The 23329-nt window shown below is 68.4% G+C and carries 20 protein-coding genes; 8 read left to right on the top strand and 12 right to left on the bottom strand.

Going from position 1 to position 23329, the window contains the following annotated elements:
- Positions 1-773 precede the first annotated feature (773 nt).
- The 4 genes from ACGGAQ_RS32015 to mshC all read left to right on the top strand — a co-directional run bounded on the left by ACGGAQ_RS32015 (position 774) and on the right by mshC (position 4385).
- A complete protein-coding gene (locus ACGGAQ_RS32015) occupies positions 774-1487 on the top strand; it encodes an MSMEG_4193 family putative phosphomutase (RefSeq protein ID WP_393055814.1) in 714 nt (237 codons plus the stop codon).
- Between the two features lie 196 nt (positions 1488-1683).
- Positions 1684-2265, top strand: a complete 582-nt coding sequence (locus ACGGAQ_RS32020) for a DUF3090 domain-containing protein (protein WP_234582001.1) — start codon at positions 1684-1686, stop codon at positions 2263-2265.
- Positions 2262-3080, top strand: a complete 819-nt coding sequence (locus ACGGAQ_RS32025; RefSeq protein ID WP_393055816.1) for an SCO1664 family protein — start codon at positions 2262-2264, stop codon at positions 3078-3080. Before ACGGAQ_RS32020 ends, ACGGAQ_RS32025 begins: the two co-directional genes overlap by 4 nt.
- Before the next feature lie 66 nt (positions 3081-3146).
- Complete coding sequence (gene mshC, locus ACGGAQ_RS32030; RefSeq protein ID WP_393055819.1) at positions 3147-4385, top strand: cysteine--1-D-myo-inosityl 2-amino-2-deoxy-alpha-D-glucopyranoside ligase; 1239 nt, start codon at positions 3147-3149, stop codon at positions 4383-4385.
- Between the two features lie 344 nt (positions 4386-4729).
- Here mshC and ACGGAQ_RS32035 read toward each other — a convergent pair whose 3' ends face one another.
- Together ACGGAQ_RS32035 and ACGGAQ_RS32040 are read right to left on the bottom strand one after the other, a co-directional pair.
- Positions 4730-5521, bottom strand: coding sequence for a GntR family transcriptional regulator (locus tag ACGGAQ_RS32035; protein WP_393055822.1), 792 nt, complete (start codon positions 5519-5521; stop codon positions 4730-4732).
- A 121-nt stretch (positions 5522-5642) separates the two neighbouring features.
- Complete coding sequence (locus tag ACGGAQ_RS32040; protein WP_145782100.1) at positions 5643-6512, bottom strand: PAC2 family protein; 870 nt, start codon at positions 6510-6512, stop codon at positions 5643-5645.
- Between the two features lie 262 nt (positions 6513-6774).
- Here ACGGAQ_RS32040 and metH point away from each other — a divergent pair, with 262 nt between their 5' ends.
- On the top strand, positions 6775-10290 hold the full coding sequence (gene metH / locus ACGGAQ_RS32045; protein ID WP_393055825.1) for a methionine synthase: 3516 nt from the start codon (positions 6775-6777) through the stop codon (positions 10288-10290).
- 69 nt (positions 10291-10359) lie between these two features.
- On the opposite strand, the gene ACGGAQ_RS32050 is transcribed toward metH, so the two are convergent.
- Both ACGGAQ_RS32050 and ACGGAQ_RS32055 read right to left on the bottom strand, forming a co-directional pair.
- Positions 10360-11052, bottom strand: coding sequence for a hypothetical protein (locus ACGGAQ_RS32050; RefSeq protein ID WP_393055828.1), 693 nt, complete (start codon positions 11050-11052; stop codon positions 10360-10362).
- On the bottom strand, positions 11039-12136 hold the full coding sequence (locus ACGGAQ_RS32055; protein WP_393055891.1) for an IS110 family transposase: 1098 nt from the start codon (positions 12134-12136) through the stop codon (positions 11039-11041). The genes ACGGAQ_RS32050 and ACGGAQ_RS32055 overlap by 14 nt, the downstream gene beginning before the upstream one ends.
- A gap of 964 nt (positions 12137-13100) precedes the next feature.
- On the opposite strand from ACGGAQ_RS32055, the gene ACGGAQ_RS32060 reads away from it, so the two are divergent.
- Positions 13101-14156, top strand: coding sequence for an IS110 family transposase (locus tag ACGGAQ_RS32060; RefSeq protein WP_393055831.1), 1056 nt, complete (start codon positions 13101-13103; stop codon positions 14154-14156).
- A gap of 39 nt (positions 14157-14195) precedes the next feature.
- Here the strand turns inward: ACGGAQ_RS32060 and ACGGAQ_RS32065 are convergent, their stop codons facing one another.
- Both ACGGAQ_RS32065 and ACGGAQ_RS32070 read right to left on the bottom strand, forming a co-directional pair.
- Positions 14196-15383, bottom strand: coding sequence for a toll/interleukin-1 receptor domain-containing protein (locus ACGGAQ_RS32065; protein ID WP_393055834.1), 1188 nt, complete (start codon positions 15381-15383; stop codon positions 14196-14198).
- A 448-nt stretch (positions 15384-15831) separates the two neighbouring features.
- Complete coding sequence (locus tag ACGGAQ_RS32070) at positions 15832-16194, bottom strand: hypothetical protein (RefSeq protein ID WP_393055836.1); 363 nt, start codon at positions 16192-16194, stop codon at positions 15832-15834.
- Positions 16195-16545: 351 nt separating this feature from the next.
- On the opposite strand from ACGGAQ_RS32070, the gene ACGGAQ_RS32075 reads away from it, so the two are divergent.
- Positions 16546-17202 carry a hypothetical protein gene (locus ACGGAQ_RS32075; protein ID WP_393055839.1) on the top strand — a complete coding sequence of 219 codons (657 nt, stop codon included), beginning with the start codon at positions 16546-16548 and terminating at the stop codon, positions 17200-17202.
- 360 nt (positions 17203-17562) lie between these two features.
- Here the strand turns inward: ACGGAQ_RS32075 and ACGGAQ_RS32080 are convergent, their stop codons facing one another.
- The gene (locus ACGGAQ_RS32080; RefSeq protein ID WP_393055841.1) at positions 17563-18552 is read right to left on the bottom strand and encodes an HIRAN domain-containing protein; all 990 of its coding nucleotides are present in this window, start codon (positions 18550-18552) and stop codon (positions 17563-17565) included.
- A 313-nt stretch (positions 18553-18865) separates the two neighbouring features.
- On the opposite strand from ACGGAQ_RS32080, the gene ACGGAQ_RS32085 reads away from it, so the two are divergent.
- Complete coding sequence (locus ACGGAQ_RS32085) at positions 18866-19279, top strand: hypothetical protein (RefSeq protein WP_393055844.1); 414 nt, start codon at positions 18866-18868, stop codon at positions 19277-19279.
- Between the two features lie 1043 nt (positions 19280-20322).
- On the opposite strand, the gene ACGGAQ_RS32090 is transcribed toward ACGGAQ_RS32085, so the two are convergent.
- The 5 genes from ACGGAQ_RS32090 to ACGGAQ_RS32110 all read right to left on the bottom strand — a co-directional run bounded on the left by ACGGAQ_RS32090 (position 20323) and on the right by ACGGAQ_RS32110 (position 23321).
- Complete coding sequence (locus ACGGAQ_RS32090) at positions 20323-20667, bottom strand: hypothetical protein (protein ID WP_393055846.1); 345 nt, start codon at positions 20665-20667, stop codon at positions 20323-20325.
- Between the two features lie 122 nt (positions 20668-20789).
- Positions 20790-21281 carry a hypothetical protein gene (locus ACGGAQ_RS32095; protein ID WP_393055849.1) on the bottom strand — a complete coding sequence of 164 codons (492 nt, stop codon included), beginning with the start codon at positions 21279-21281 and terminating at the stop codon, positions 20790-20792.
- A gap of 110 nt (positions 21282-21391) precedes the next feature.
- Positions 21392-21874, bottom strand: coding sequence for an NUDIX domain-containing protein (locus ACGGAQ_RS32100; protein WP_393055852.1), 483 nt, complete (start codon positions 21872-21874; stop codon positions 21392-21394).
- An 88-nt stretch (positions 21875-21962) separates the two neighbouring features.
- Positions 21963-22622, bottom strand: a complete 660-nt coding sequence (locus tag ACGGAQ_RS32105) for an MSMEG_1061 family FMN-dependent PPOX-type flavoprotein (RefSeq protein WP_393055855.1) — start codon at positions 22620-22622, stop codon at positions 21963-21965.
- 57 nt (positions 22623-22679) lie between these two features.
- Positions 22680-23321 (bottom strand): VOC family protein, encoded by a 642-nt coding sequence (locus ACGGAQ_RS32110; RefSeq protein WP_393055857.1) that lies wholly within the window; start codon positions 23319-23321, stop codon positions 22680-22682.
- Positions 23322-23329 lie beyond the last annotated feature (8 nt).

Raw genomic sequence — 23329 nt, forward strand, 5'->3', positions numbered from 1 at the left:
CCGGCGAACGCGAGACCAGCAACGGACAGCATGCTCTTACGCAAGATCGTGTTCATGGGGGTAGCTCCTTCGGGGGTAGGAACACCAGCGACACCAACGGGGGAAGCGGTGGCGCGGGTGTGAGCACCTCGTCGGGCGCTGCACTATCAAAAGGGGAAAGTGTGGGGGCGGCCTACGGGCTGATCGCCCGTGGCAGCGGGGCGGCGGCCTGCGAGCGGGGGGCTCGTGGCGCCGGGACCGTGTGTAACGACCGTCGGGCCGGGGTCATTCCCGCGGCGGTGGGCCTGAGGGGCGCACCGGTCGGTGGGGCCTGCGGTCGTTCGGGGGTCTGCAACGACCCGGCCCGGCCGACCATTCCCATCCCGGTCGAGCCGGGCGGGGTGGCCGTGGTCCTGCGATCGTCAGGGTATGTAACGACCCCCGGCCCGCCACCATTCCGCGGCGCCGATGCGACCGGTCACACCGAACCGCCCATCGGGCGCATAACGCGCACTCGCATCCGCCATGACCGTCACAGACCGGCCTCCCGACATGATCCACTCGACATCGCCGAACTGGGGGTGACCCCGGCGCCGAAACACCCCACATCGCCGAACCGGTGTCGATCATGGCCTTCACGCGGCTTTCGCGGGCGTCCGCTCCCAGGTAGGCGTCCTGGGACACCGCGACATCGGCGAGCTCGTGTTGATCTCGGTCTGTCCGGCAGCTGTCGCCCTCATCTCGCGACGGTGGCCGGAGCCCGCCGCGATCGGAGGCACGGGTGAGGCCCTAGGGTGATCGGTGTGGCGACCCTTCTGCTTCTGCGACACGGCCGGACCACGGCGAACGCCGACGGCGGCCTGGCCGGTCGGCAGCCGGTCGAACTGGACGACACCGGGCGCGCCCAGGCCACGGCGGTGGGGGAACGGTTGCGGGCGGTGCCGCTCGCGGCGGTGGTCACCAGTCCGCTCATCCGTTGCCGGCAGACCCTGGAACTGGCGTTGCCGCAGGCCACACCGGTGGTCGAGGAGGGGCTGATCGAGTGCGACTACGGCAGCTGGGAGGGGCAGCCGCTGAAGAAGCTCGCCAAGGAGCCGCTCTGGCCGGTGGTCCAGCAGCACCCCAGCGCGGCGGTCTTTCCGCAGGGGGAGGCGATGGCGGCGATGGCGGCCCGCGCGGTGGCGGCCGTACGCGACTGGGACGCCCGGGTGAGCGCGGAGCACGGGCCCGAGGCGGTCTGGCTGGCCTGCAGCCACGGTGACGTGATCAAGGCCATCGTGGCGGACGCGCTCGGCGTACACCTGGATGCTTTTCAGCGGATCGTGGCCGACCCGGCGTCGGTGACCGCGATTCGCTTCACGCCGCTGCGACCGTTCCTGGTGCGGCTCAACGACACCGGCGGTGACCTCGCCGCGCTGGTCCCGCCGCCGCGCAAGCGGCGCCGGCGGACCACGCGGGCGGCCGACTCGGACGCCGCCGTGGGCGGCGGGGCGGGTGCGGCCAGGTGACGCACGCGGTGACGCCACCACCATCGACCAAGGCCGCCAGGGCCGGGGCCGCGACCCCCGCGACCGCCGAGCCCGCCGCAGCCCGAAGGGCCGCCACGCCCGGTTGTGGCCCCCGATACACCGGGCGCGTTGCCCCTGCGGTGATTCGGGTCGGTGGGGTGCGCGATGCCATGGCGGGCCGGATAGGGTCGTGGGTATGACCCACCAGGTGCACGCCTTCGAACCGCCGGAGCGGTTCGTCGCCGGGACTGTCGGGCCGCCGGGGGAGCGCACGTTCTTCCTGCAGGCCCGCGGCGGCGGCAGGCTGGTCAGCGTCGCGCTGGAGAAGGTCCAGGTGTCCCTGCTCGCCGAGAAGCTGGAGGAGCTGCTCACCGAGGCGCAGCGTCGCTTCGGGGTGGACCTGCCCGAGTTGGCGCCGGTGATCGGCGACAACGAGCCGCTGGACACTCCGGTCGACGAGGAGTTCCGGGTCGGGACCCTCGGGCTGGCCTTCGACGTGGACACCGCGACCGTGGTGATCGAGGCGATCGCCGCCGGCGAGGTGGAGCCCGAGGTCGAGCTGGGCGACGAGGACGACGAAGACGACGAGGACGAGGACGAGGAGCCGGACGAGGACCTGGACCGGCTTCGGGTCCGGCTGACCCCGCAGGCCACCCGCCAGTTCATCGAGCGGGCTCGGCGCGTGGTCAACGCGGGCCGGCCGCCGTGCCCCCTGTGCGGCCAGCCGTTGGATCCCGCCGGGCACCTGTGCCCGCGGCACAACGGTTACCACCGGTGACCTTGTCCGGCCTCGAGCCCCTGCGCGACGGTGACGCCGCGCTGCGGCTGCTGCGCGACGGCACGCTCGATCTGGAGGGTCGGCTGGTCGACGCGTCGAACACCACCCTGCGGGGCATCCTGACCCTCGACGGGGTCACGGCGCGCTGTGTCTACAAGCCGGTGCGCGGCGAGCGCCCGCTGTGGGACTTCCCGGACGGCACCCTCGCCGGGCGGGAGGTGTCGGCGTTCCTGGTCTCCGACGCCACCGGCTGGGGTCTGGTGCCGCCCACCGTGCTGCGCGACGGGCCGTTCGGCCCCGGCTCCTGCCAGCTCTGGATCGACGAGCCGGACGACGCCGAGCCGCTCGTCGGGTTCGTGCCGGCCGACGAGCTGCCGCCGCGCTGGTTCCCCATCGCGGCGGCGCGGGACGACGATGGCGTCGCGTACGCCCTTGCCCACGCCGACGACCCCCGGCTGGCCCGTCTCGCGGTGCTCGACGCGGTGATCAACAACGCGGACCGCAAGGGCGGCCACGTGCTGGTCGGTGCGGACGACCGGATCTACGGCGTGGACCACGGGGTGAGCTTCCACGTCGAGGGCAAGCTGCGGACGGTGCTGTGGGGTTGGGCCGGCAAGCAGTTGCCGCCGGACGCCGTGGAGATGCTCGACGGGCTTGCCGGGCAGGTCGCCGGGGCGCTCGGCGAGGAGCTGGCCGATCACCTGACGATCAGCGAGATCGCCGAGTTGGCCGCCCGCATCGACGTCCTGCGCAAGACCGGCCGCTTCCCGCAGCCGCCGGAGGACTGGCCGGCGGTGCCCTGGCCGCCGATGTGACCCGCTGTCATCTTGATCACCCGTGGGGCGGCCCGGTGCCGCCTGAGGGCTGGTTAGGCTGAGGCCATGGAGTCTTGGGCGGGACACGAGGTGCCACGGCTGCCGGGCAGAGGCGAGCCGCTGGCGTTGTACGACTCGGCGCGGCAGGGCGTCCACCCGAGCGAGCCGGTCGACGCGGGAAGCATGTACGTCTGCGGCATCACCCCGTACGACGCGACCCACCTCGGCCACGCCGCCACCATGATCACGTTCGACCTGGTGCAGCGGATGTGGCGGGACGCCGGCCGCCCGGTGCGCTACGTGCAGAACGTCACCGACATCGATGACCCGCTGCTGGAGCGGGCCGCCCGCGACGGCGAGGACTGGGTGGTCCTGGCGATGCGGGAAACGGCGCTGTTCCGCGAGGACATGGAGGCGCTGCGGATCATCCCGCCGGAGCACTACGTGGGCGCCGTCGAGTCGATCCCGGACATCGCCGACAAGGTCGAGGTGCTGCTCAAGGACGGCGCCGCGTACCGGCTCGACGACGGCACCGGCGACGTCTACTTCGACATCTCCGCCACCGGCCGGTTCGGTTACGAGTCCAACCTGACCCGCGAGCAGATGCTGGAGATCTTCCCGGAGCGCGGCGGTGACCCGGACCGCGCCGGCAAGCGCGACCCGCTCGATCCGCTGCTGTGGCGTGGCGCCCGCGAGGGGGAGCCGTCCTGGCCGGGTGGGGAGCTGGGCCCGGGCCGGCCGGGCTGGCACATCGAGTGCGCGGTCATCGCGCTGAACCTGCTCGGCGACCGGATCGACGTGCAGGGCGGCGGTAACGACCTGCTGTTCCCGCACCACGAGGCGTCCGCCGCGCACGCCGAGCGGCTCACCGGCCAGGCGCCGTTCGCCGAGCACTACGTGCACGCCGGGATGATCGGCCTGGACGGCGAGAAGATGTCCAAGTCGCGCGGCAACCTGGTCTTCGTGTCCCGGCTGCGCGCCGACAAGGTCGACCCGATGGCGATCCGGCTGGCGTTGATCTCCGGGCACTACCGCAGCGACCGCACGTGGACCGACGAGCTGCTCACGGCCGCACAGGAGCGCCTGGACCGCTGGCGGCGGGCCGCCGCCGCGCCCGCCGGGCCGTCCGGGGCCGAGCTGCTGGCCGGGGTACGCGAACGCCTGGCCGACGACCTGGACACCCCGGGCGCCCTGGCCGTGGCCGACCGCTGGGCCGACGCGACCCTGTCGGGCACCACCGACGATCCGGAAGCACCCGCACTCTTCGCCACCACGGTCGACGCCCTCTTGGGCATCCGCCTGTAACACCCGCGCCCCGGCCGCGGCGGTGCTCGCGGCCCGCCCGCCCGGCCCGTTGCCGCAATTCTGCGGCGCGTGCCGCGGGGACTTCTCCGACCGGGTTGGCGTGGCTGCCCCGTGCCCTGTCGAGCTGCCCCGGATGTGGGGCGGGCGCCAGGTGCTGACGCGGTCTCCGGTCGAGGCGTGCCGGATCGCCGTCGGGTCGCCGCGGACCGGATCGCCGTCGGGTCGCCGCAGACCGGATCGTCCGGGCAGCCCTGCCCCACATGTGGGGCAGCTCGACAGGGCGCAACCACCAACCCCGCCCTCCGCTGCCGGCCTGCTGCGCAGCCCGTTGACCAGGGGGCGGGTTAGCCGAGGACCAGGCCGGGGTCCGGGTCCGGGTCGGGGGTTGGGCCGGGGATCTGGTACTCCTCGGTGAGGGTGGTCATCGGGCCGGGCCAGGTGGCCTGGGCCACCTCGATGGGCTTGCGGTTCGCGTCGAAGGCGACGTGCAGCAGGTGCAGCACCGGGGTGTCCGGCCGGATCTGGAGGGTCTCGGCCTCCTCCCGGCTGGGCTGGCGGGCGCTGATCGTGTCGGTGGCCGAGACGTACCGCCGGCCGGTGGCCTCCTCGGCCTCCTGGTAGAGCGGCCGGCCGAACGCCTCGGCGCGCTCCAGCGAGGTGCCGGCGGTGTCGGCCGGCAGGAACCAGGAGGCGCCGACCTCGACGGGGGAGTCGTCGGTGCGTACGAGGTGGCGGCGGCAGAGCAGGTCCGTGCCGTCGGAGACGCCGAACGCGTCGGCGACCTCGGCGGGCGCGGGGGCGCGGCCAACCGAGACGAGCTGCTGGCGGTATCGAGCGGCCAGGTCGGTGTGGTAGCCCCGGAAACCGCCGTACCGGCCCCGGGAGAGCCGGTTGAGTCGGCGCCGGGTGCCCCGGACGTACGTACCGGAGCCGGGTTTGGTGATCAGGATGCCCTCGACCCGCAGCTGGTCGACGGCGCGTTGGACGGTCTGCTTGGCGACGCCGAACATCTCGGCGATGGCCGGGATGGACGGCAGGCGTTCGCCCGGCCCCCAGTCACCGCGGCGGACCTGGGCCTTGAGTTGCGCGGCGATCTGCCGGTGGGGGAACTCGGCCGCGCCGGGGTTGATCTGCACACCCGCCTCCTTGATCACATCTAGGTTCCTAGGATGCCGTAGAGGGGGTGACGGCGCCACCCCGGACACGCGAAAAACGGGCCCCCGGACCACAAAGGTCCGAGGGCCCGCCGTGAACGTGCTACCAGGAGCCGGCGGTGGGGCCGGCCGAACCGCCCCGACGCCGCAGGTACTTCTCGAACTCCTGCGCGATCTCGTCACCGGTCAACGGGGTGATGCCCTCGTCGCCGACCCGTTCCTCCAGCTCGCGGACGTACTCGCCCAGCTCGGCGTCCTGCTCCGCGGCGCTGCGCACCCGCTGCTCCCACTCGGCGGACTCCTCGGCCAGGTCGGCCATCGGGACCGGCAGGTCGACGACCTCCTCGACCCGGTGCAGCAGCGCGAGGGTGGCCTTCGGGCAGGGCGGGTTGTTGGCGTAGTGCGGCACGTGCACCCAGAACGACACGGCGTCGACCTCGGCGCGGGCGCAGGCGTCGTGCAGCACGCCGACGATGCCGGTCGGCCCGTCGTATCGGGTCGGGGTGAGCTGGTAGCGCTCGGCGGCCTGCGCGTCGGAGGCGCTGCCGCTGATCGGCAACGGCCGGGTGTATGGCACGTCGGCCAGCAACGCGCCGAGCAGCACCACCCGCTCCACCTCCAGGCTGTGGCAGATCTCCAGCACCTGCTCGCAGAACGTCCGCCAGCGCATGCTCGGCTCGATGCCCCGGATCAGCACCACGTCACGGTCGGTGCCCTCGGGGCTCGCCACCATGAACCGGGTCGTCGGCCACTCCACCCGGCGGGTCTCCCCGTCGGCCATGGTGATGGTGGGCCGGCTGACCTGGAAGTCGTAGAAGTCCTCCGGGTCCAGCTCGGCGATCTGCCGCGCGTTCCAGACCTGCTCCAGGTGCTCGACGGCCGCGGTGGACGCGTCGGCGGCGTCGTTCCAGCCCTCGAATGCGGCAATGGCCACGGGGGACCGCAGTACCGGCAGTCCGTCGAACTCGGTCACGCCGTCACCTCACCCTGCTCGTCGCGGCCGACACCGGGACCGCGCCCGGTCGTCGGGCCGTGGTGCACGGTGGCGTCCCTGTTGTCCTTCACGTCCGCCAGCCTACGTGCCGGGCAGGGATGCGGCCCGTCGGCCGCGCCGGTCCGCCGGGTCCACGACCGGGCATACGGCGGCGAACCGGACAGCGTGATCCGCCCGACACAATATGGGATCGGGCCCGGACGGCGCTCGGGTTCACGCAGGATCGCACTAACCTGAACGGGTGCGGACTTCGTTGCTGGATGTGCTGGCCGATCGGATCCTCATCGCCGACGGGGCGATGGGCACGATGTTGCAGGCCGCTGACCTCACGCTCGACGACTTCGACGGGCTCGAAGGGTGCAACGAGATCCTCAACGTCACCCGTCCCGACGTGGTGCGGGGGGTGCACGACGCCTACCTGGCCGCCGGCGCGGACTGCGTGGAGACCAACACCTTCGGCGCCAACCTGGCCAACCTGGCCGAATATGACATCCCGCACCGCATCCGGGAGTTGTCGACGGCGGCTGCCCGGATCGCACGGGGGGCCGCCGACGCGGCGAGCACCCCGGCCCGGCCCCGGTTCGTGCTGGGCTCGATGGGGCCGGGCACCAAGCTGCCGACCCTCGGGCACGCCGACTACGCGACCCTGCGCGACGCGTACCAGGAGAACGCCGCCGGCCTGATCGACGGCGGCGCGGACGCTCTGATCATCGAGACCTGCCAGGACCTGTTGCAGGTCAAGGCGGCGGTCGTCGGGTCGAAGCGGGCGATGGCAGAGCTGGGGCAGCAGGTGCCGATCATTTGCCACGTGGCGGTGGAGACCACCGGCACGATGCTGGTGGGCAGCGAGATCGGCGCGGCCCTGGCCGCCATCGAGCCGCTCGGGGTGGACCTGATCGGCCTGAACTGCTCCACCGGCCCGGCGGAGATGAGCGAGCACCTGCGCTACCTGTCGCAGCACTCCCGCATCCCGCTGTCGGTGATGCCGAACGCCGGCCTGCCGGTGCTGACCGCCGACGGGGCGTACTTCCCGCTGACTCCCGTGGAGCTTGCCGACGCCCTGGAGCGGTTCGTCACCGAGTACGGCGTGGGGCTCGTCGGCGGCTGCTGCGGCACCACGCCGGAGCACATCCGGGTGCTGGCCGAGCGGCTGTACGGCGTCACCGCCCCGGCCCGCGAGCCGCGGCACGAGGCGGGTGTCTCGTCGGTCTACCACCCGGTGCCGTTCGCCCAGGACGCGTCGGTGCTGATGGTGGGGGAGCGGACCAACGCCAACGGCTCCAAGGCCTTCCGGGAGGCGATGCTCGCCGGTGACTTCCGCGCCTGCGTGGAGATCGCCCGCGGCCAGGCCCGCGACGGCTCGCACCTGCTCGACCTGTGCGTGGACTACGTCGGCCGCGACGGCACCCGGGACATGCGCGAGCTGGCCGGCCGGTTCGCCACCGCGTCGACGCTGCCGATCATGCTGGACTCCACCGAGCCGGCCGTCGTCGAGGCCGGGCTGGAGATGCTCGGCGGCCGGTGCGTGGTCAACTCGGTCAACTTCGAGGACGGCGACGGCCCCGACTCCCGGTACACGCGGGTCATGCCCGTCGTGCGCGAGCACGGCGCGGCGGTGGTGGCGCTGCTCATCGACGAGGAGGGCCAGGCGCGTACGAAGGAGTGGAAGGTCCGGGTCGCGGCGCGCCTGATCGACGACCTGACCGGCCGGTGGGGGATGGACCGCGCCGACATTCTGATCGACGCGCTGACGTTCCCGATCGCCACCGGCCAGGAGGAGACCCGCCGCGACGGCATCGAGACGATCGAGGCGATCCGGGAGATCTCCACCCGCTACCCGGGGGTCAACTTCACCCTGGGCATCTCGAACATCTCCTTCGGGCTCAACCCGGCGGCCCGCCAGGTGCTCAACTCGGTGTTCCTGCACGAGTGCGTGCAGGCCGGCCTGACCTCGGCCATCGTGCACGCCAGCAAGATCCTGCCGATGTCGAAGATCCCCGACGAGCAGCGCGAGGTCGCGCTCGACCTGGTCTACGACAGGCGTCGCGAGGGCTACGACCCGGTGCAGCGCTTCCTGGAGCTCTTCGAGGGCGTCGACGTGACCAGCGCGCGGGCCACCCGTGCGCAGGAGTTGGCGGCGCTGCCTCTGGAGGAGCGGCTCAAGCGGCGCATCATCGACGGTGAGCGCAACGGCCTGGAGGCCGACCTGGACGAGGCGATGGCCGGCGGCCGGTCCCCGCTGTCGATCATCAACGACATCCTGCTGGACGGCATGAAGGTCGTCGGCGAGCTGTTCGGCTCCGGGCAGATGCAGCTGCCGTTCGTGCTCCAGTCCGCCGAGGTTATGAAGACCGCGGTGGCGTACCTGGAGCCGCACATGGAGACCACCGAGGACGGCGGCAAGGGCCGCATCGTGCTGGCGACCGTGCGCGGCGACGTGCACGACATCGGCAAGAACCTCGTCGACATCATCCTGTCCAACAACGGCTACGAGGTCGTCAACATCGGCATCAAGCAGCCGATCAGCGCCATCCTGGACGCCGCCGAGCAGCACCGCGCCGACGCGATCGGCATGTCCGGGCTGCTGGTCAAGAGCACGGTCATCATGAAGGAAAACCTGGCCGAGATGGCCACGCGCGGGGTCGCGGAGCGCTGGCCGGTCCTGCTCGGTGGGGCGGCGCTGACCCGCGCGTACGTCGAGGACGACCTGCGGTCGATGTTCCCCGGGCAGGTGCACTACGCGCGGGACGCGTTCGAGGGTCTGTCCCTGATGGACAAGGTGATGACGGCCAAGCGCGGCGGGGCCCCGGTGATCGACCCGGAGCGCGAGGCGGCCCTGGCGGCCCGTCGTGCCCGCCGGGAGCGGCAGCGGTCCATGGTCACCGAGTCCCTGCCGGAGCTGCACGACTCGTCGGTCCGCTCCGATGTGGCGCTGGACGTGGAGGTGCCCGCCCCGCCGTTCTTCGGCACCCGGGTGGTCAAGGGTGTGCCGATGGCCGACTACGCGGCGCTGCTCGACGAGCGGGCCACGTTCCGCGGCCAGTGGGGGCTCAACGGCGCCCGGGGTGGCAACGGGCCGTCCTACGACGAACTGGTGGAGACCGAGGGCCGGCCGCGTCTGCGGTACTGGCTCGACCGGCTGATCGCCGACCAGGTCCTGGAGGCAGCCGTGGTGTACGGCTACTTCCCCGCGTACTCCGAAGGCAATGACCTGGTGGTGCTCGACGAGAACGGGCACGCGGAGCGCGCCCGGTTCTCGTTCCCCCGCCAGCGCCAGGAGCGACGGCTCTGCCTGGCCGACTTCTTCAAGCCCAAGGGCGACCAGCTCGATGTGGTCGCGCTGCAACTGGTCACCGTCGGGCAACCCGTCAGCGAGTACGCGGCGAAGCTGTTCGCCCGCAACGAGTACCGCGACTACCTGGAGGTGCACGGGCTGTCCGTGCAACTCACCGAGGCCCTGGCCGAGTACTGGCACCGACGCATCCGCGCCGAGCTGACCCTGCCCGACGGGCGGCCGCTGGGCCACGACGACCCGAGCGACCTGGCCGGCATCCTGCGCAACGACTACCGGGGCTGCCGGTACGCGTTCGGCTACCCGGCCTGCCCCGACCTGGAGGACCGGGCGAAGATCGTGGATCTGCTGGGGTCGGAGCGGATCGGCGTGGAGCTGTCCGAGGAGTTCCAGTTGATGCCGGAGCAGGCCACCGACGCCATCGTGGTCCACCACCCGGAAGCGAGCTACTTCAACGCCAAGTGACGGGCACAGGTGCCTATCCCGGCCGGCTGCCGGTGAGGTGGACGCTCCTATTTTCGTCAACCTCGGTGGTCAGTCCGTGCGGTCGAGCGATTCCTCCGGCGTTTGTTCGGAGGGTGTGATCACCTCCGGAACTGGGTCCAGTTCGGTTAGCACCTGAAGCCATGCCTGGACGTCAGCGACGAGGTGGGCGTCGGTCATGTAGTCGACGAGGGGTGCGAGGTTGGTCAAGATTCGGTCGATGTTGAGAAGCCGGTGGTAGTCCTGGTAATCCGCCGTCACTGTGAGTGCTTGCCATCTCGTCTGCCAGTCTTCACCTGGATGGACGAAATCATCCTCGGTAAGCGGGATTGCGCGGAGGCTCGCTGCCCGGGAAACAGCTTGTTCCCGAGTCATGCCGAAGCTGTCGACAGCCCGCCGGGCGACCGTATCCGGTCGAGCGCTGGCGGGAAGATCCTGGACTCGCTGACCTGCATCAAGTGCGATCCTGATGAGCGAGGCGAGTTGTTCGATCGCCAGATCCGTGGGGAAACCGTGTTCTGATGCCAGGTCGATCAGGAAGACCGCTAGTGACATGTCGGCACCGGGCTGATGGCTGGGCCATCCGCAGTGCTGGCGGCGCACATCCGAGGCTGCTAAGTCGATCAGTGCGAGCCACCAATGCACGGGGCTTACCGAGGCAGGCTTGCGGTCGAGTAGCCACTGCCTGCGTAGCGGCGGATCAATCAGGAGAAGTCCGCGGTAGGTGCCCTCAAGCTCTGTCACCCCACGCCTCCCCGGCATCAGGCATTGCTGCGCTGACGACGGTAGCTTGCAGGAGCGGGAACGTCTCGCGCGCGATGTAGCGCTTCAGGCAGCGCATGATCTCGGTCTTGGTCTTGCCCTCTGCGGTTCGGCGGGTGACGTAGTCCTTGGTGGGCTGGTGACAGCGCATGCGGACAAGGGTGATGCGCCAGAGGGCACGGTTGGCGTCGCGGTCGCCGCCACGGTGTAGGCGGTGGCGGTCGGTCCGTCCGGAGCTGGCCGGGATGGGGGCGACGCCGCAGAGCCGGGCGAAAGCGGCTTCGGAGTGCAGTCGGTGGGGGTTGTCGCCGGCGGTGACGAGAAGTTGTCCAGCGGTGTCGACGCCGACGCCGGGCAGTGCGATCAGCTCCGGGGTGGCGGAGGTGACGAGGGCGGCCAAGTGGCTGTCGAGGTCGTCGATCTTGGCTTGCAGTGTGAGCCAGCGTCGGGCGAGGCGGCGCAGCGCGACCTTCGTGGCGGTCGTCGGATCAGACATCGTGCCAGGCCTCAGAGTGGCGCAGACGCGGATGCGTGTCTTGCCGGCCAGCCCGCGCACCAGTTGTCTCACGGGTTCGGGGGCCGTGACGATGAGTCCTTCGAGTTGTCCTCCGGCTTGAATGCGGGCCTTCATCGCTCCGCGGCGGGCGACGCGTAGAGCCCGGATCATCTCGACCTGGGCGTCACGGGTCTTCGGGGTGCCGGTGGCTCGGCCGGACAGGACCGCCCGGGCGGCGGACTCGGCGTCGATGGTGTCAGTCTTGCCGATCCGGCGGCGGGTGGAGCGGTCCGGGCGGTCGACCTCGATAACGACCAGGCCGTAGTCGGTCAGGAACCGCAGCAACCCGGCGCCGTAACTGCCGCTGCCTTCCAGACCGACCTTGGCAACCGTGCCGAAGGACTCAGCCCATGTGGCGAGCTGCGCGTAGCCGCGCATCGTTGTCGGAAAGCCTCTGGTGCCCAACACCCGACCGGTCTGGTCCAACACCGCCGCGACGTGCACGTCCTTGTGCGTGTCGACCCCGACGGTCACGTCCTGGTTCTCACTCACGCTGCCTCCCACCTGCATTGACGGCAAGGCTCGACCACCGAGCACGAGGAGAACGCTGGACAGAACGGGGATGAGGGACGAACCCGAGCTCCTAATCAGGTCACCACGCCGGCCCGTGCAGGTGCCGAGAGAGGCGTCCCCGCCGGCCGGGTCGACGGGTCCACATCAGGGCACGGAGCCAGTTCAAAGTCGGGTCAGGCCCGGCCAGCGGGGACACCCTCACCAGAATCCCCGTTCAAAGTTTCTGTACGTGTTCAAGGCGGCCCTGAACGGGCCGCACGTGCCGCCGCCTGGGCGCGCGTCCGTCGCTCCGCTGGCGCTCCGACTCCGGCCACGCAACACGCCCGGCGGCTGGCGCGGAAGCGGGGAGCCCAAGGGGCCGCCGCAGAACGACAGGCCCGTGAATGGTGAGGTGTGGGCCGGCAGCCGGCCGGGCCGCGCGGCCAAGACCCGCGCGGCGTAGGGGAGCGCACGCCAGCCGCTTCGACGAGATGGCGGCGGTCGCGGGGCTGCGGTTACTGCGCCTCCGGCGGGGGCGCTCCGGCTCCAGGATGGCCGGGGCTCCGTCGGCGGGTGCCGGGTGCGTGGGTGGTTGCGGTGGGCCATTCCCGTCTGCCGTCAACCCGGGCAAGCCGAGCAGACCACCACCCGACCCGCCAGCGTCCGAACGTGCGTCAAGGTCCGCTTGACGTGGCGGACCGGGCGGCAGCCCGCTCCCCGAAGGGCGGGTCGACGGCAGACAGTGAGGATGGTGGGGTGGGTCGCCGGGTTGGTCTGACTCACCGGCAGACCGACGGTTGCTGTCCTCATCCCGATTCGTCGGCCGGCTCGGTGGCCTCGTGAGTTGCATGTCACCGGTCAGGCGTCGTGACTTGATAGGAGCCTGTGCGAGAGGCGCCCACCACTGTGTTGTCCGCATCGCCTGACCGGTGACGTGTCCACGTAGTTCTCGACGTAGACGAGAAAGGCGGACTTCACCAGCATGGCAGCGAAGAAGCGAACAGTCATCGGTGGTGTCGACACCCATCGCGACACCCATCATGGGGCGATCATCGACAGCACCGGCGGTCTCCTGGCCGATGCCGAATTCCCCGCCACCAGCGACGGCTATTCGGACTTGCTGGCCTGGATGCGTTCCTTTGGCCGCCTCGTCGCTGTCGGGGTGGAGGGCACGGGCAGCTATGGCGCGGGCCTCGCTCGGCACCTGGCCAGGCACAAAGTCACTGTCGTCGAAGTCGACCGGCCTGACCGCAGGACTCGACGGGCCAAGGGCAAATCCGACCCGATCGACGCCATCGCCGCCGCCAGGGCCACCCTCGCCGGCACCGCCATGGGCACGCCCAAGACCCGCACCGGACCCGTGGAAGCCATCCGCGCCCTGCGAGTGGCTCGGCAGGGGGCGGTCAAGGCCCGCACGGCGGCCATTAACCAGATGCGTGGCCTGGTCGCCGCCGCCCCCGAGGCCCTGCGAGCCCAGCTGACCAAGCTCAGTGCCGCCGTCCTGGTCCGCCGCTGCACCGCCCTCACCATCGACCCGACCAAGCTCAACGACCCAGAACAGGCCACCGCCGCCGCGCTGGCCGGACTCGCCCGACGGGTCACTACCTTGACCGACGAGATCACGACCCTCGACCGGCAACTGGCACCGCTGGTCCGCCAGGCCGCACCCCGCACCAGCGCCCTGTTTGGCGTCGGCACCGACGTCGCCGCTCAACTGCTCACCACCGCCGGCGACAACCCCGATCGCCTGCACTCCGAAGCAGCCCTGGCCCACCTCTGCGGCGCAGCACCCATCCCCGCCAGCTCCGGACGGGTGCACCGCCACCGCCTCCACCGAGGAGGCGACCGCGGCGCCAACCACGCCCTACACACCATCGCCCTCTGCCGCCTGCGCTACGACCCACGCACCCGCGCCTACCTGCAACGACGCACCACCGAAGGCCTCAGCAAGCAGGAGATCCTCCGCTGCCTGAAGCGTTACATCGTCCGTGACGTCTACACCGCCCTACGGGCCGACTTCGCCGCCCTCGCCCTTTGACCTCCATAGGAGCATCGGGATGGCAAGATCTGACGTCATCTAGTCTGACTCAGGGATGGCAAGCAGGGACTGAGTTGTATCTATTCCAACCGGAGATTCGGGAGCGTCTTTACCCAGCACTTCACGCAGTTCAAATAGCCATCCGGCCACTAGTGCATTTCCCTCGTTCGTTGCGTTCTCGCCAGCAGCCCAGGTGTCTGCAAGTTTGCGGACCAATCTACTGAGGTGAGCTCGGGCGCGTGCCCACTCCAGGACAGTCGGCCTGCTGGATCGCTGCTTCCGTTCGTGCAAGATAATATCTTTCTCGGCGACAGATAGTGTGGATTCAAGCCTTTCAAGGACACCTGCCTCGCCTGGATTGGCCCTGACAATTCGAATTGCTTGCATAATAAGCGGATGCAACTCTATTGACTTTTGGTGGTACTTGGTTACATCTCTAAGGTAGCGCTCTGCTATCGGAATCTCTTCAGCGGCGATGCGCTGCAATACGGCGAATTTAGCTCCACCGGCGCCTGGGCTTCTCTCGAGTTGGGCGAGCCGCGGCCCATAAAGATTATGGACCGCATAAAAGTGGACAACATTTGCTTCGTGGCTCTCCAGTGCGCTCACCCACTCAGGCAGCAGCGCCTCAATACGCTCCATCAACTCCATCAGCCCATCGCTGTTCGCCTCAGACGTCGTCTCCGAAGTGACGCTGATCTCTCGCGAGAGCTGCCGACTGGCGACCGACGCTGCCACCGAAGCGAGGCGTTGGGCAAGAATATGCAGTGCCTGTCGATAGGAGGAGGAAGTGGGATCCAGAAGCCGATTAGCTGTCCAGTCTGCATACTGGTAGCGCGATAGCAGGGCAATCAATTCGTCAGAGTTGGAACTTTTGAAGTCTAAAACTGGCGCATACAAGATAGGCAACAGCAACTCGGAGACACCGAGACTTTGCGCGCCGCCATGGAAGGAGAATGCCTCTTTGCGGCACTCTGGCCTCGTAAAGTAGCGAGGAGTGACGATTGGAATGAAGAAGGATGTTGCGGCCAAGGCTCCGTCAATCCTGCTCCGCCATTCCTCACCCCATTCGATTGCAGATCTATCAACGAAAAGGTTCAGATCGTGGCCGGTAATAAGGGCGTATTCATTTGCCAGGCGTTGAGCCAGGTTGAGGATGTTTCCTCCGTCGAGGCGGTCGTCCTCCTGCGCGTAGCTGAGGAAAGCGCCGGTCTGAATGTCGTCCACAGAGCCACTGTACGAGCCATTCATGAGCGTCGGAACTACCCAGCGCCACCAAAGTTCATGTCAGCAGGGAGAGGACCGAGGAGAGATGTCTCGTCGCCCGGCCCTTCGGGTTGTGCAGTGGAGCCGCGTACAAGTGCCAGCCAGCCCGGGTGACTAACTGAGTGACGACAGGTGCCATCGGTAAGGGGCGACCACGGACGCCGGTGGACGGTTACAGCTGCAAAGAATGCCTGCACCCCAGGCCGGGCAGCCGTGCTGGTTGCCTGGGGGGTCAAGGAGTCTTCGGGGGCACACACGGGGCACAAGACAGCGTGAAACGTCGGCAACCAGCCATCAACGCCGTGAGTTCAGGAGCGAACGTGACCAGCGCGTCGACCAGGCCGCCGCAGGTCAGGCGAGAGGCCGTCTAAGTTCCGCTTCAACGTTTGAGTGCCGGTTCGCGGCCCGCCTACTCCCGCCAAGCGGTCCAGCCAGCGGCCCAGTACACGGGCCGCCAGCCGAGGCTGCTCAAGTCCCGGGGCACCTCCTCGACGTGTACCCGAGCGACTGCATCCAAGTCTTCGTCACCCCAGGTCTGGGCGAGGAACTCCGAAACCGTGTCGTCAATGTCTTCCCGGCAAGCTTCGGCTCGGCCATCCGCCACGACGAAGTGGAGGACAAACGGTTCGGATCCCGCGTCCACGAACAGGGCGCGGATGTCTGACGAGATGTTGCCCAGGGCGGCTTGTGTGGCAGCCAGCACGGCCATGTTCTCCCGGTCGAGGGCAGCCCTCTGCCCCTCGGTCAACTCGGGGTTGTAGTAGCGGTGCACGAGCCGAAGCATAACGAGCGCCCCCGGAGCGCTAGTTCGATCCGCAGTGCCATGCCTTCATCAGGCGGATGTGGTGGAGTTCCGTTTCGGAGGCTGGGTGACCAGCTGAGTGACGACCGGGGCGGCCCACGCCGGACGCCCACGGACGATGGTGGACTGTTCCGGCAGCTCATCCCGGCTGCTCGGCCAGCTCATCGACGACCGATCATTCATTCACACCGAAGGCGTCCAGTGGCTCCACGTCGGTCCCGACGGACAACGGGCGCAGCCTGTCGTTGCGCTCGCATGCGGGCCGCTCACGCGTTGACACGCAGCAGTAGCGTTCCTTGGGAAGATTCGGAGGGGGTGCAAGTGGACGCTGCCGCAACAGGAGCGCTTGTCGTCGCGGCGGCTTCGCTGCTCGTGAGCGTGCTCGGTATCCGCTACTCGCGCGTTCAGGCAGTCGCCGCGCGGCACGCCGTTGAACATGCCGAACGTGTGCGGCGCGAGCAGACGCAGCCTTACGTCTTCGCAGACCTCCGATCTGACGAGCACCAACCTCAACTCCTAGTGCTCCTCGTGCGCAACCAGGGGCCGACAGTCGCTCGCAACGTCCGGGTCACTGTCGAGCCACCTCTTGAAGACGTACGTAGCGAGTTGGTGAGCGAGTGGTTCATATCCGCCATAGCGCCGGGCGCTCAACTGGCACGTCCTATCGCGGTGGCCTGGAACTTGTTTGAACGCGCCGCCGATGAACTGGTGCACCAGGTGGCAATCAGCGGGGAAGGCCCAGACGGGGCTATTGAGCCCTTGAAGTACGAGATCAACCTGAAGTCGTTGGAGCACGTATCGGCCTACCAAAAGACCGTGTATCACGCGGTCAAGGCCCTAGAGAAGATCGCGAAGAACACTGAGCCGAAGAGCCAAGCCGCCGGACTGTCGTGGAGACCGGCGGGCTCAGATGGACGTCCGGTACGGGTGGACGGGGACCAGGACCGCGACGACCAGCGGCCGGCGACGAACCCCTGATGGGTAGGTCGGGACTGGAATAGCCAGGGCGACAGCAGCCCTGACAGCAACCGCTTTGGACGAGGACGGCCGTCAGCGAAGGAGCACGGACGCTCGCCCGAGGTCGCGGACGCCAGCAGACACCGCCAGACAGGGCGCGCAGAACTTGTAAACGAGGCGTCAGGGCGGGCGATGCGTTGGCTTCCGGCGGATTGACGAGGACCAGGCCCAGGCCGTCACCGGGCCGTCGGAGGCCGATCGTGAGCGACAAAAGACGACCACTGATGACGATGTCTGCCCAGGTAGCAGGGCGTGATCGGGCGGATTATCAGGTCGTCAAGACTCCCTCTACCTGTAGTTGGTGAACTGCGGCGCTTGGAGCTAGCCGTGCTGGACCCAGAACTGCCATCCGTCGGGTGCTGGGGGCCAGGATGGGTCCGGACGCCAGCCCTGCGGCGGCACCCAGCCGGGTGGGGGTGGAGGCCACGTTGGTGGCGTGACGAACCTCCACTGCGGCGCAAGCGTGGCCGGCGGTGCCGGTGCGGTCACGGGTTCGGCCGCTGGCTTCACTCCGTTTGCCATCGGAGGCGACTCCAGCCAGTCGTTCGAGAGCTCGCTTGCCTTGCACATGTTGACGGCAACATCGGCCTTGACTTTGTTTCCCTTCAGGACGGCTCGGGCAGTCACCGTCAGCCCCATGCTTCGAAGGTGCGCAAGCACTGGCAGCGTTTCAGTAGACATGGCGGGGCTCAGCGTCCCCGCGGCCTCGCCGTTGATTCTGACTTCGACGAGGGTGCGGGTGGAGCGGGCCCGCTGGACTTCAACCTCGTGGAGGGTGACGTAGACCCATGACTCGCCCGCCGGGCTCACGATAGAGGCGAGGTGAGTCATGTGTTTCTCCTCGCCGGTGACCTGGACGAACCGGCCCGTGGGAAGAACCGTGTGCATCTCTGGCGGGGGCATGTTCGTGGGCACGATCATGTGGGGCTCGGCGAGGTCGATTCTGACCGAGCAGACGAACCGGCTGCGGCGAGGGTTGTCCCAGTCCGGCCGCTCCATGCCCCACACGTCGGCTTGGACTTGAGGCGTCCAACCCTGATTGATCAGCTGCGTGAGGACCGGTGCGTACCGGGCTGCATCCTCCTTGGGGAGGTAGCCGACGCAGTTGCCGGAGCAGACGACCTTGACAGCATTGGGGTCGTACTTGTTGGTGGGCTCGGGGATGAGGTGGGCCTGTGTGGTGATCTCGGTTCCGTCTGGGTCGAAGGATCGCCCAAAGAGTCCCCGGATCTCCTTGCTGTAGTTGGATTCCCCTGCTACCTCTTGCCCACGCCACCCGCGCTGGCCCCACAAGTCAAACGGTCTGATCACCGTGGCACGCTATCGCGAATGCTCTCCGCAATCGTCATCCGTTTGGCCCAGCCGTTTGTCGGCTAAGTTGCGGCAGGGGATCGACGAGGGATGGCACCTGTTCGGCTGGCAACAGACGCGACAGCAATCGGTCGTTACGAGGACAGCCGGCGGCGGTTGGGCGCGGACAGTCGCCCGAGGTCGCAACACGGACGGACCCAGCCGGACAGCGCGCCCAGAACCTACAAGCGAGGGATCGGCTGACCGCCGGTGTCCAACTTATGACAGTCGCGTGTCGGCCCCTGACGAACCGCCCCCTCGCTAGGTTGACCTGATGAACGAAGCCCCACTTGACCAGCCAGACGTTCGACTACTACTCGATCTGCTGTCAATGGTTCCGCCAGCTCGTCAGCTCGGCCGGAGTGAGTTCTGGACAGACTATGCACGCGCTCACCCACAAGCCTGGTCGGACGAGCGGTACATCGTGGAGAAGCTTGATATCTGGCCCCGGATGCTGTTGGAGCGCAACCAGTGGTCGGACGTGCTGCGGCTTGCGGCGTACTGCCTCACGTTCTTCGATGTTGAGCGGCACGAGAAGCTTTGCGTGATGATGGACCGGGCCGCCGGAGCCGAGCTGGCACCATCTGAGCCCGGCGCTGTGGGCCGGAGGTGGCTGCGGTCGGTCAGTGAAGTCGCGTGGCGGCTGTACTTAGCAGCCGAGGCTCAGAACCGGCGTAGCGGCAAGTGACGTCCGGGGGCACAGACGGGGCACAAGACAGCGTTAAACGTCGGCAAGAGCCGGCGAACGACGTGAGTTGAAGGCGGGTTGTGACCAGCGCATCGGCCGTGCTCCCGCAGGTCACGCAGCCCTCCGTCTAAGTTCCGCTTCAACGTCTGGGACTCCTCACAATTCAGGCCCAGACGAGGCCGGTTTACTGGCAGTCGCCCCCTCGCTGGATGTCCGCCACGCCCGCAGCTTGCGCCAGAAGTGCCACGGCCGGTCCAGCCAGTCCAGTACCGCGTCCTTGGCGGCAGCCAACTTATCTGGCTCTGCGCCCAACACGATCCAGCCAACTTCATCGTCACCTGAATGCTCCACGGCTCTCCAGTGATCCACGGCCGCCTTCCGAAGACGCTTGACCAGTCGCCATGGCACTCCGGCGGTGCGGAGCGCGACCTGAAGGCGACCCAAGTAGACCTGTAGGTCTAACCAGTTGTTCTCACCGCCCTTGGCCCATACGAGCCGATCCAGCTCCGCGAGCTGCTCAGCAGCAGTCCGACGTGAGTCGCTGCGCCTGCCGAATCGCGATAGACCAGCGCCAACAAGTAGCGTGATCACTGGAAGAAGCCGGTCCCATAGAGCAGTGTCAAGCACGGCGCGGAACATACCCGAGAATCAGGCGCCCTTGGGTCTGCTGCTCGGCGACCAGGGACCGACGCCGGGCGATGGGCCGAGGCGGGGTGACGCCGATGGATCCCCACTGGACAGAGCGCACGGAACTTGTAAGCGAGGAGTCCGGACCTCGCCGCTAGGGCAGTCGAAGGCCAAGATCATGCCGTTTTCAGGCCGTCTGAGGTCAACCCGCAGCACCCAATGATGACCATCTATGCCAAGCGTAACGGCAGGTCAGGGGCCAAGTCGTCCGCTTTGATCGGCTACGCCCCGGCCGTTGATCAATACAACGCCAAGTAGCGGGCGCACGTGCTTTGACCTGCACCTGAGGTCGACCGCAAGGCCGCTGAGCCATGATCATGGCGCGCATGCGTCCGCTCATGGCCCGTGAGCGGATGTCAGAGAAGGTGAAAAACCTTGGCAGCGAGTTCGCGTACTCGCGCCCATTCAGGAGCCTCGTGGAGTGCCGCGACGGTCCAGAGCTCAGCGTGATCAGCGCCGCTCATGCCGATCAGAGCCTCGTCCAGGGCCGAGAAGGCCGCTACTGCATCAGGGGGTAGCCAACCTGCCTCAACCCACTGCGGCAGTAGGAGATGTCCGTCCTCGAACTCCAGCGCCAATTCGTCGACCGATACCTGAATCTCAAGCGACTCCAGCCACGCCACTTGCTGCGTCGGGCTGAGTGCCAAGACCGCCGTCGCTCGAACGAAGGCTCCCAGTTGCTTCGGGTGAGGGGCGTCCACATGGCGAGTATCCCGCGCAACGTCCGATCATGCCGCGAGTCGCGCGCGTGACGCGACTCCAGCGATGACACGTCCGGCTAGAAACTGCGGCTTTGGCGAGCGGCGCGGGTTCCGCCGGCTGATCAGGGCAGGAGTCGCAGCTGCGGCGCTTCCTGGCTCTGTGCAATCGGCGCGGAGCAGTGCTGGCAGGCAGCGGATTGTGGTCGAACGAGGTTCGTCTGGGTGGAGAACTCGCCAGGTTGGTCTTGCTCCGGGCAGTAGTACCCGAGGTAGTGCCGGACCCAAGGTGCGCGGGTCAGGGCATGGGCTGGCTGGTCTCGCTTGGCGTCGTGGAAGGGTGCCCACCAGTAGTCCACGACCGCCCGAAGGGTTGTCCGGTCGCGCGCGTCGGTGTGGTCGAACGCGGCGACTCTGGCGGCGGCGTAGTGCTTGCCGGCCTCGCGGGTACCAGAGCAGACCGCCCTTTCCGCGCCCAGCTCGAAGCGGGTGGTGCGTCCGATGCGTTCGCAGACAAAGCAGTCCAGGCTGAAGTCGAGCTTGCTGCGCCAGTGCAGGTTGTGGAACGGCGAGTCTGGGACGACGAGCACCGTCCTGACTTCAACGGATCTCAGCACGGCTCGATCTTGTCAGGCATCCCGGCTCACCAACACTCGGCGAGCTCACCCAGGTCCTGGCAACGAACTGTCATGCAAGTCGAGACCGGACAGCCGGCTGGCCGGCGTGTCTAGTCCCACCGCCTGCTTGACGAATCCGTCCCAGCACATGCAGGACAGCCGGCCCTGGTTCCTGAGTGCCTGCTGGCGCACTCGAACTCCGGCAGAGAACGAACCATTGCCGCCAGGACGCCATGTACGAGGGGAAGGTCGCCCAGGTCGCTGATCCCGACCCATGCGATGTCGTCATGCTCGTCGGGTGCACGGTTGGTGGGAGAGCCAGCCCAGTCCCCGATGTGCCAGACGCCCACGTGAAGGGCGTCCTCCCCACTGCCGTCATGCACCACGCCCAACCGTGAAGCGGACTCCGTCACGATGTGAACGCCGAGCTCCTCGTGCATCTCACGCGCGAGGGCCTGTAGTTCCGACTCACCCGCTTCGACCAGCCCTCCGGGCAGGTCCCAGACGTCCGGGTAAGCCCGTTTGGTCGGCCTGCGGTGCACGAGCAGGACCGCGTCGTTTTCGACGAGTGCGCCTGTGACGACGACATGCATGACGGGAGTAGAGCACAGGGATGGGACAGACTCGCCAGAGCCAAAGGGGACCGCGCAGTCGTCCGGATCTGCCGCGATCCAACCACTATTACTCGTACCGGTACTTCAACGAGTCCGCCTCCGCCTGCTCGATGTCGGCAATCGTCAGCTCCGGCATCCGCAGCTGGGCCAGCGTCACCTCGGCTGAGGTCGGCTGCGCGTCCGCTGGCAGCCACCGGTCGGGCTCCCAGACCCCGGTGCGCAGGAGCGACTTGGGGCAGTGCGGGTAGACCTCCTCGATTCCCACCACCAGCGCACTGGCCGGCGGCTTACCCACGGCGGTCAGCTGTGACAGCAGGTCGGGGCGGGTGGAGATGCAGGCCCGGCCGTTCACCCGAAGAGTCGTGGTACGCCCGGGGATCATGAACAGCAGCCCGGCCCGTCCGGTGGCGACGACGTTCTGCAGCGTGTCCAGGCGCTTGTTACCAGTCGCGTCGGGGATCGCCACCGTCCGTGCGTCCAGCACGGCCACGAACCCGGCGGGGCCGCCGCGCGGGGAGACGTCGCAGTTGCCCTCGGCGTCCACGCTCGCGACCAGAACAAGGGATGCACAGCCGATCAACCGTCGGGTCTGCTCGGTGAGTTCGGTCATCTGTTTCCGTACGGCCGCCTCGCTGGGGAGGGCGTAGGCCCGGCGTAGCGTTTGCTGGTCGGGCACGGCGTCGAGGCGGAGCGAGTCGAAGGCGGTGCTGGCAGGGGCTGGTGTCATGCCGCCGACCCTATGGGGAACCCAGGAACGGCGGGGCCCGTGTCTTCGGGCCGCAGCTCACGGCGCTGTGCGGTCCCGGCCGACCCAGGTGGCGACGCACACCTCGTTGCCCTCCGCGTCGGCCAGAACCCACCACATCGGCGCGTACTCGTCGGAAACCAACTGGCCGCCGGCGGCCAGGGCGGCGGCGACGCGCGCCTCGGCCTGATCGTGCGGAACAGCGATGTCGAGATGCATGCGGTTCCGTTGCGGGCGCGGCACGTCCATCTGCTGCACGCCGAACCCGGGGCCACGGCGCGACGGGTCGTAGAGGTAGTCGTCGCCGATCTGGGAGTAGCCGAGCACCGCACGCCAGAACGGCAGCACATCCGCGCTGACGAGCGCGTCGAGGGTGAGGTTGATGACCTGCACGGCGGTCGGATCGGCGGAGAGGCCACGCTCTCTGGCGGCGGCCGAGATCCGCCGGGCCAGCCCGGCATCGCGCCGCGACAGGGACACCGTGACGCCAGGGCCGCGTACGTCGATGGCCAGAATTCGCTGCTCGGCCTCGTCGGCGAGTCGGCCGATCTCATCGACGAAAGCGATGCCCTCGGTCAACGAACCGGTGGGGAAGTGGGCGGAGACCAGGTGATACAGGGAGCGCCAGTCCTCCACACCCTCGGCCGCGTGAAACTCGCTGGCCGTGATCTGCCGCGTCATGCCGGCGA

The sequence above is a fragment of the Micromonospora sp. NPDC047557 genome (genome assembly GCF_043205095.1).
In the GTDB taxonomy this organism is placed as follows: Bacteria; Actinomycetota; Actinomycetes; order Mycobacteriales; family Micromonosporaceae; genus Micromonospora.

What these genes read in the sequence shown, in the direction of transcription:
- ACGGAQ_RS32020 (WP_234582001.1), top strand. Translation starts at nt 1,684, where the DNA reads ATGACCCACCAGGTGCACGCCTTCGAACCGCCGGAGCGGTTCGTCGCC.
- mshC (WP_393055819.1), top strand. Translation starts at nt 3,147, where the DNA reads ATGGAGTCTTGGGCGGGACACGAGGTGCCACGGCTGCCGGGCAGAGGC.
- ACGGAQ_RS32055 (WP_393055891.1), bottom strand. Translation starts at nt 12,136, where the DNA reads ATGCAGGTGGGAGGCAGCGTGAGTGAGAACCAGGACGTGACCGTCGGG.
- ACGGAQ_RS32060 (WP_393055831.1), top strand. Translation starts at nt 13,101, where the DNA reads ATGGCAGCGAAGAAGCGAACAGTCATCGGTGGTGTCGACACCCATCGC.
- ACGGAQ_RS32085 (WP_393055844.1), top strand. Translation starts at nt 18,866, where the DNA reads ATGAACGAAGCCCCACTTGACCAGCCAGACGTTCGACTACTACTCGAT.
- ACGGAQ_RS32100 (WP_393055852.1), bottom strand. Translation starts at nt 21,874, where the DNA reads ATGCATGTCGTCGTCACAGGCGCACTCGTCGAAAACGACGCGGTCCTG.
- ACGGAQ_RS32105 (WP_393055855.1), bottom strand. Translation starts at nt 22,622, where the DNA reads ATGACACCAGCCCCTGCCAGCACCGCCTTCGACTCGCTCCGCCTCGAC.
- ACGGAQ_RS32110 (WP_393055857.1), bottom strand. Translation starts at nt 23,321, where the DNA reads ATGACGCGGCAGATCACGGCCAGCGAGTTTCACGCGGCCGAGGGTGTG.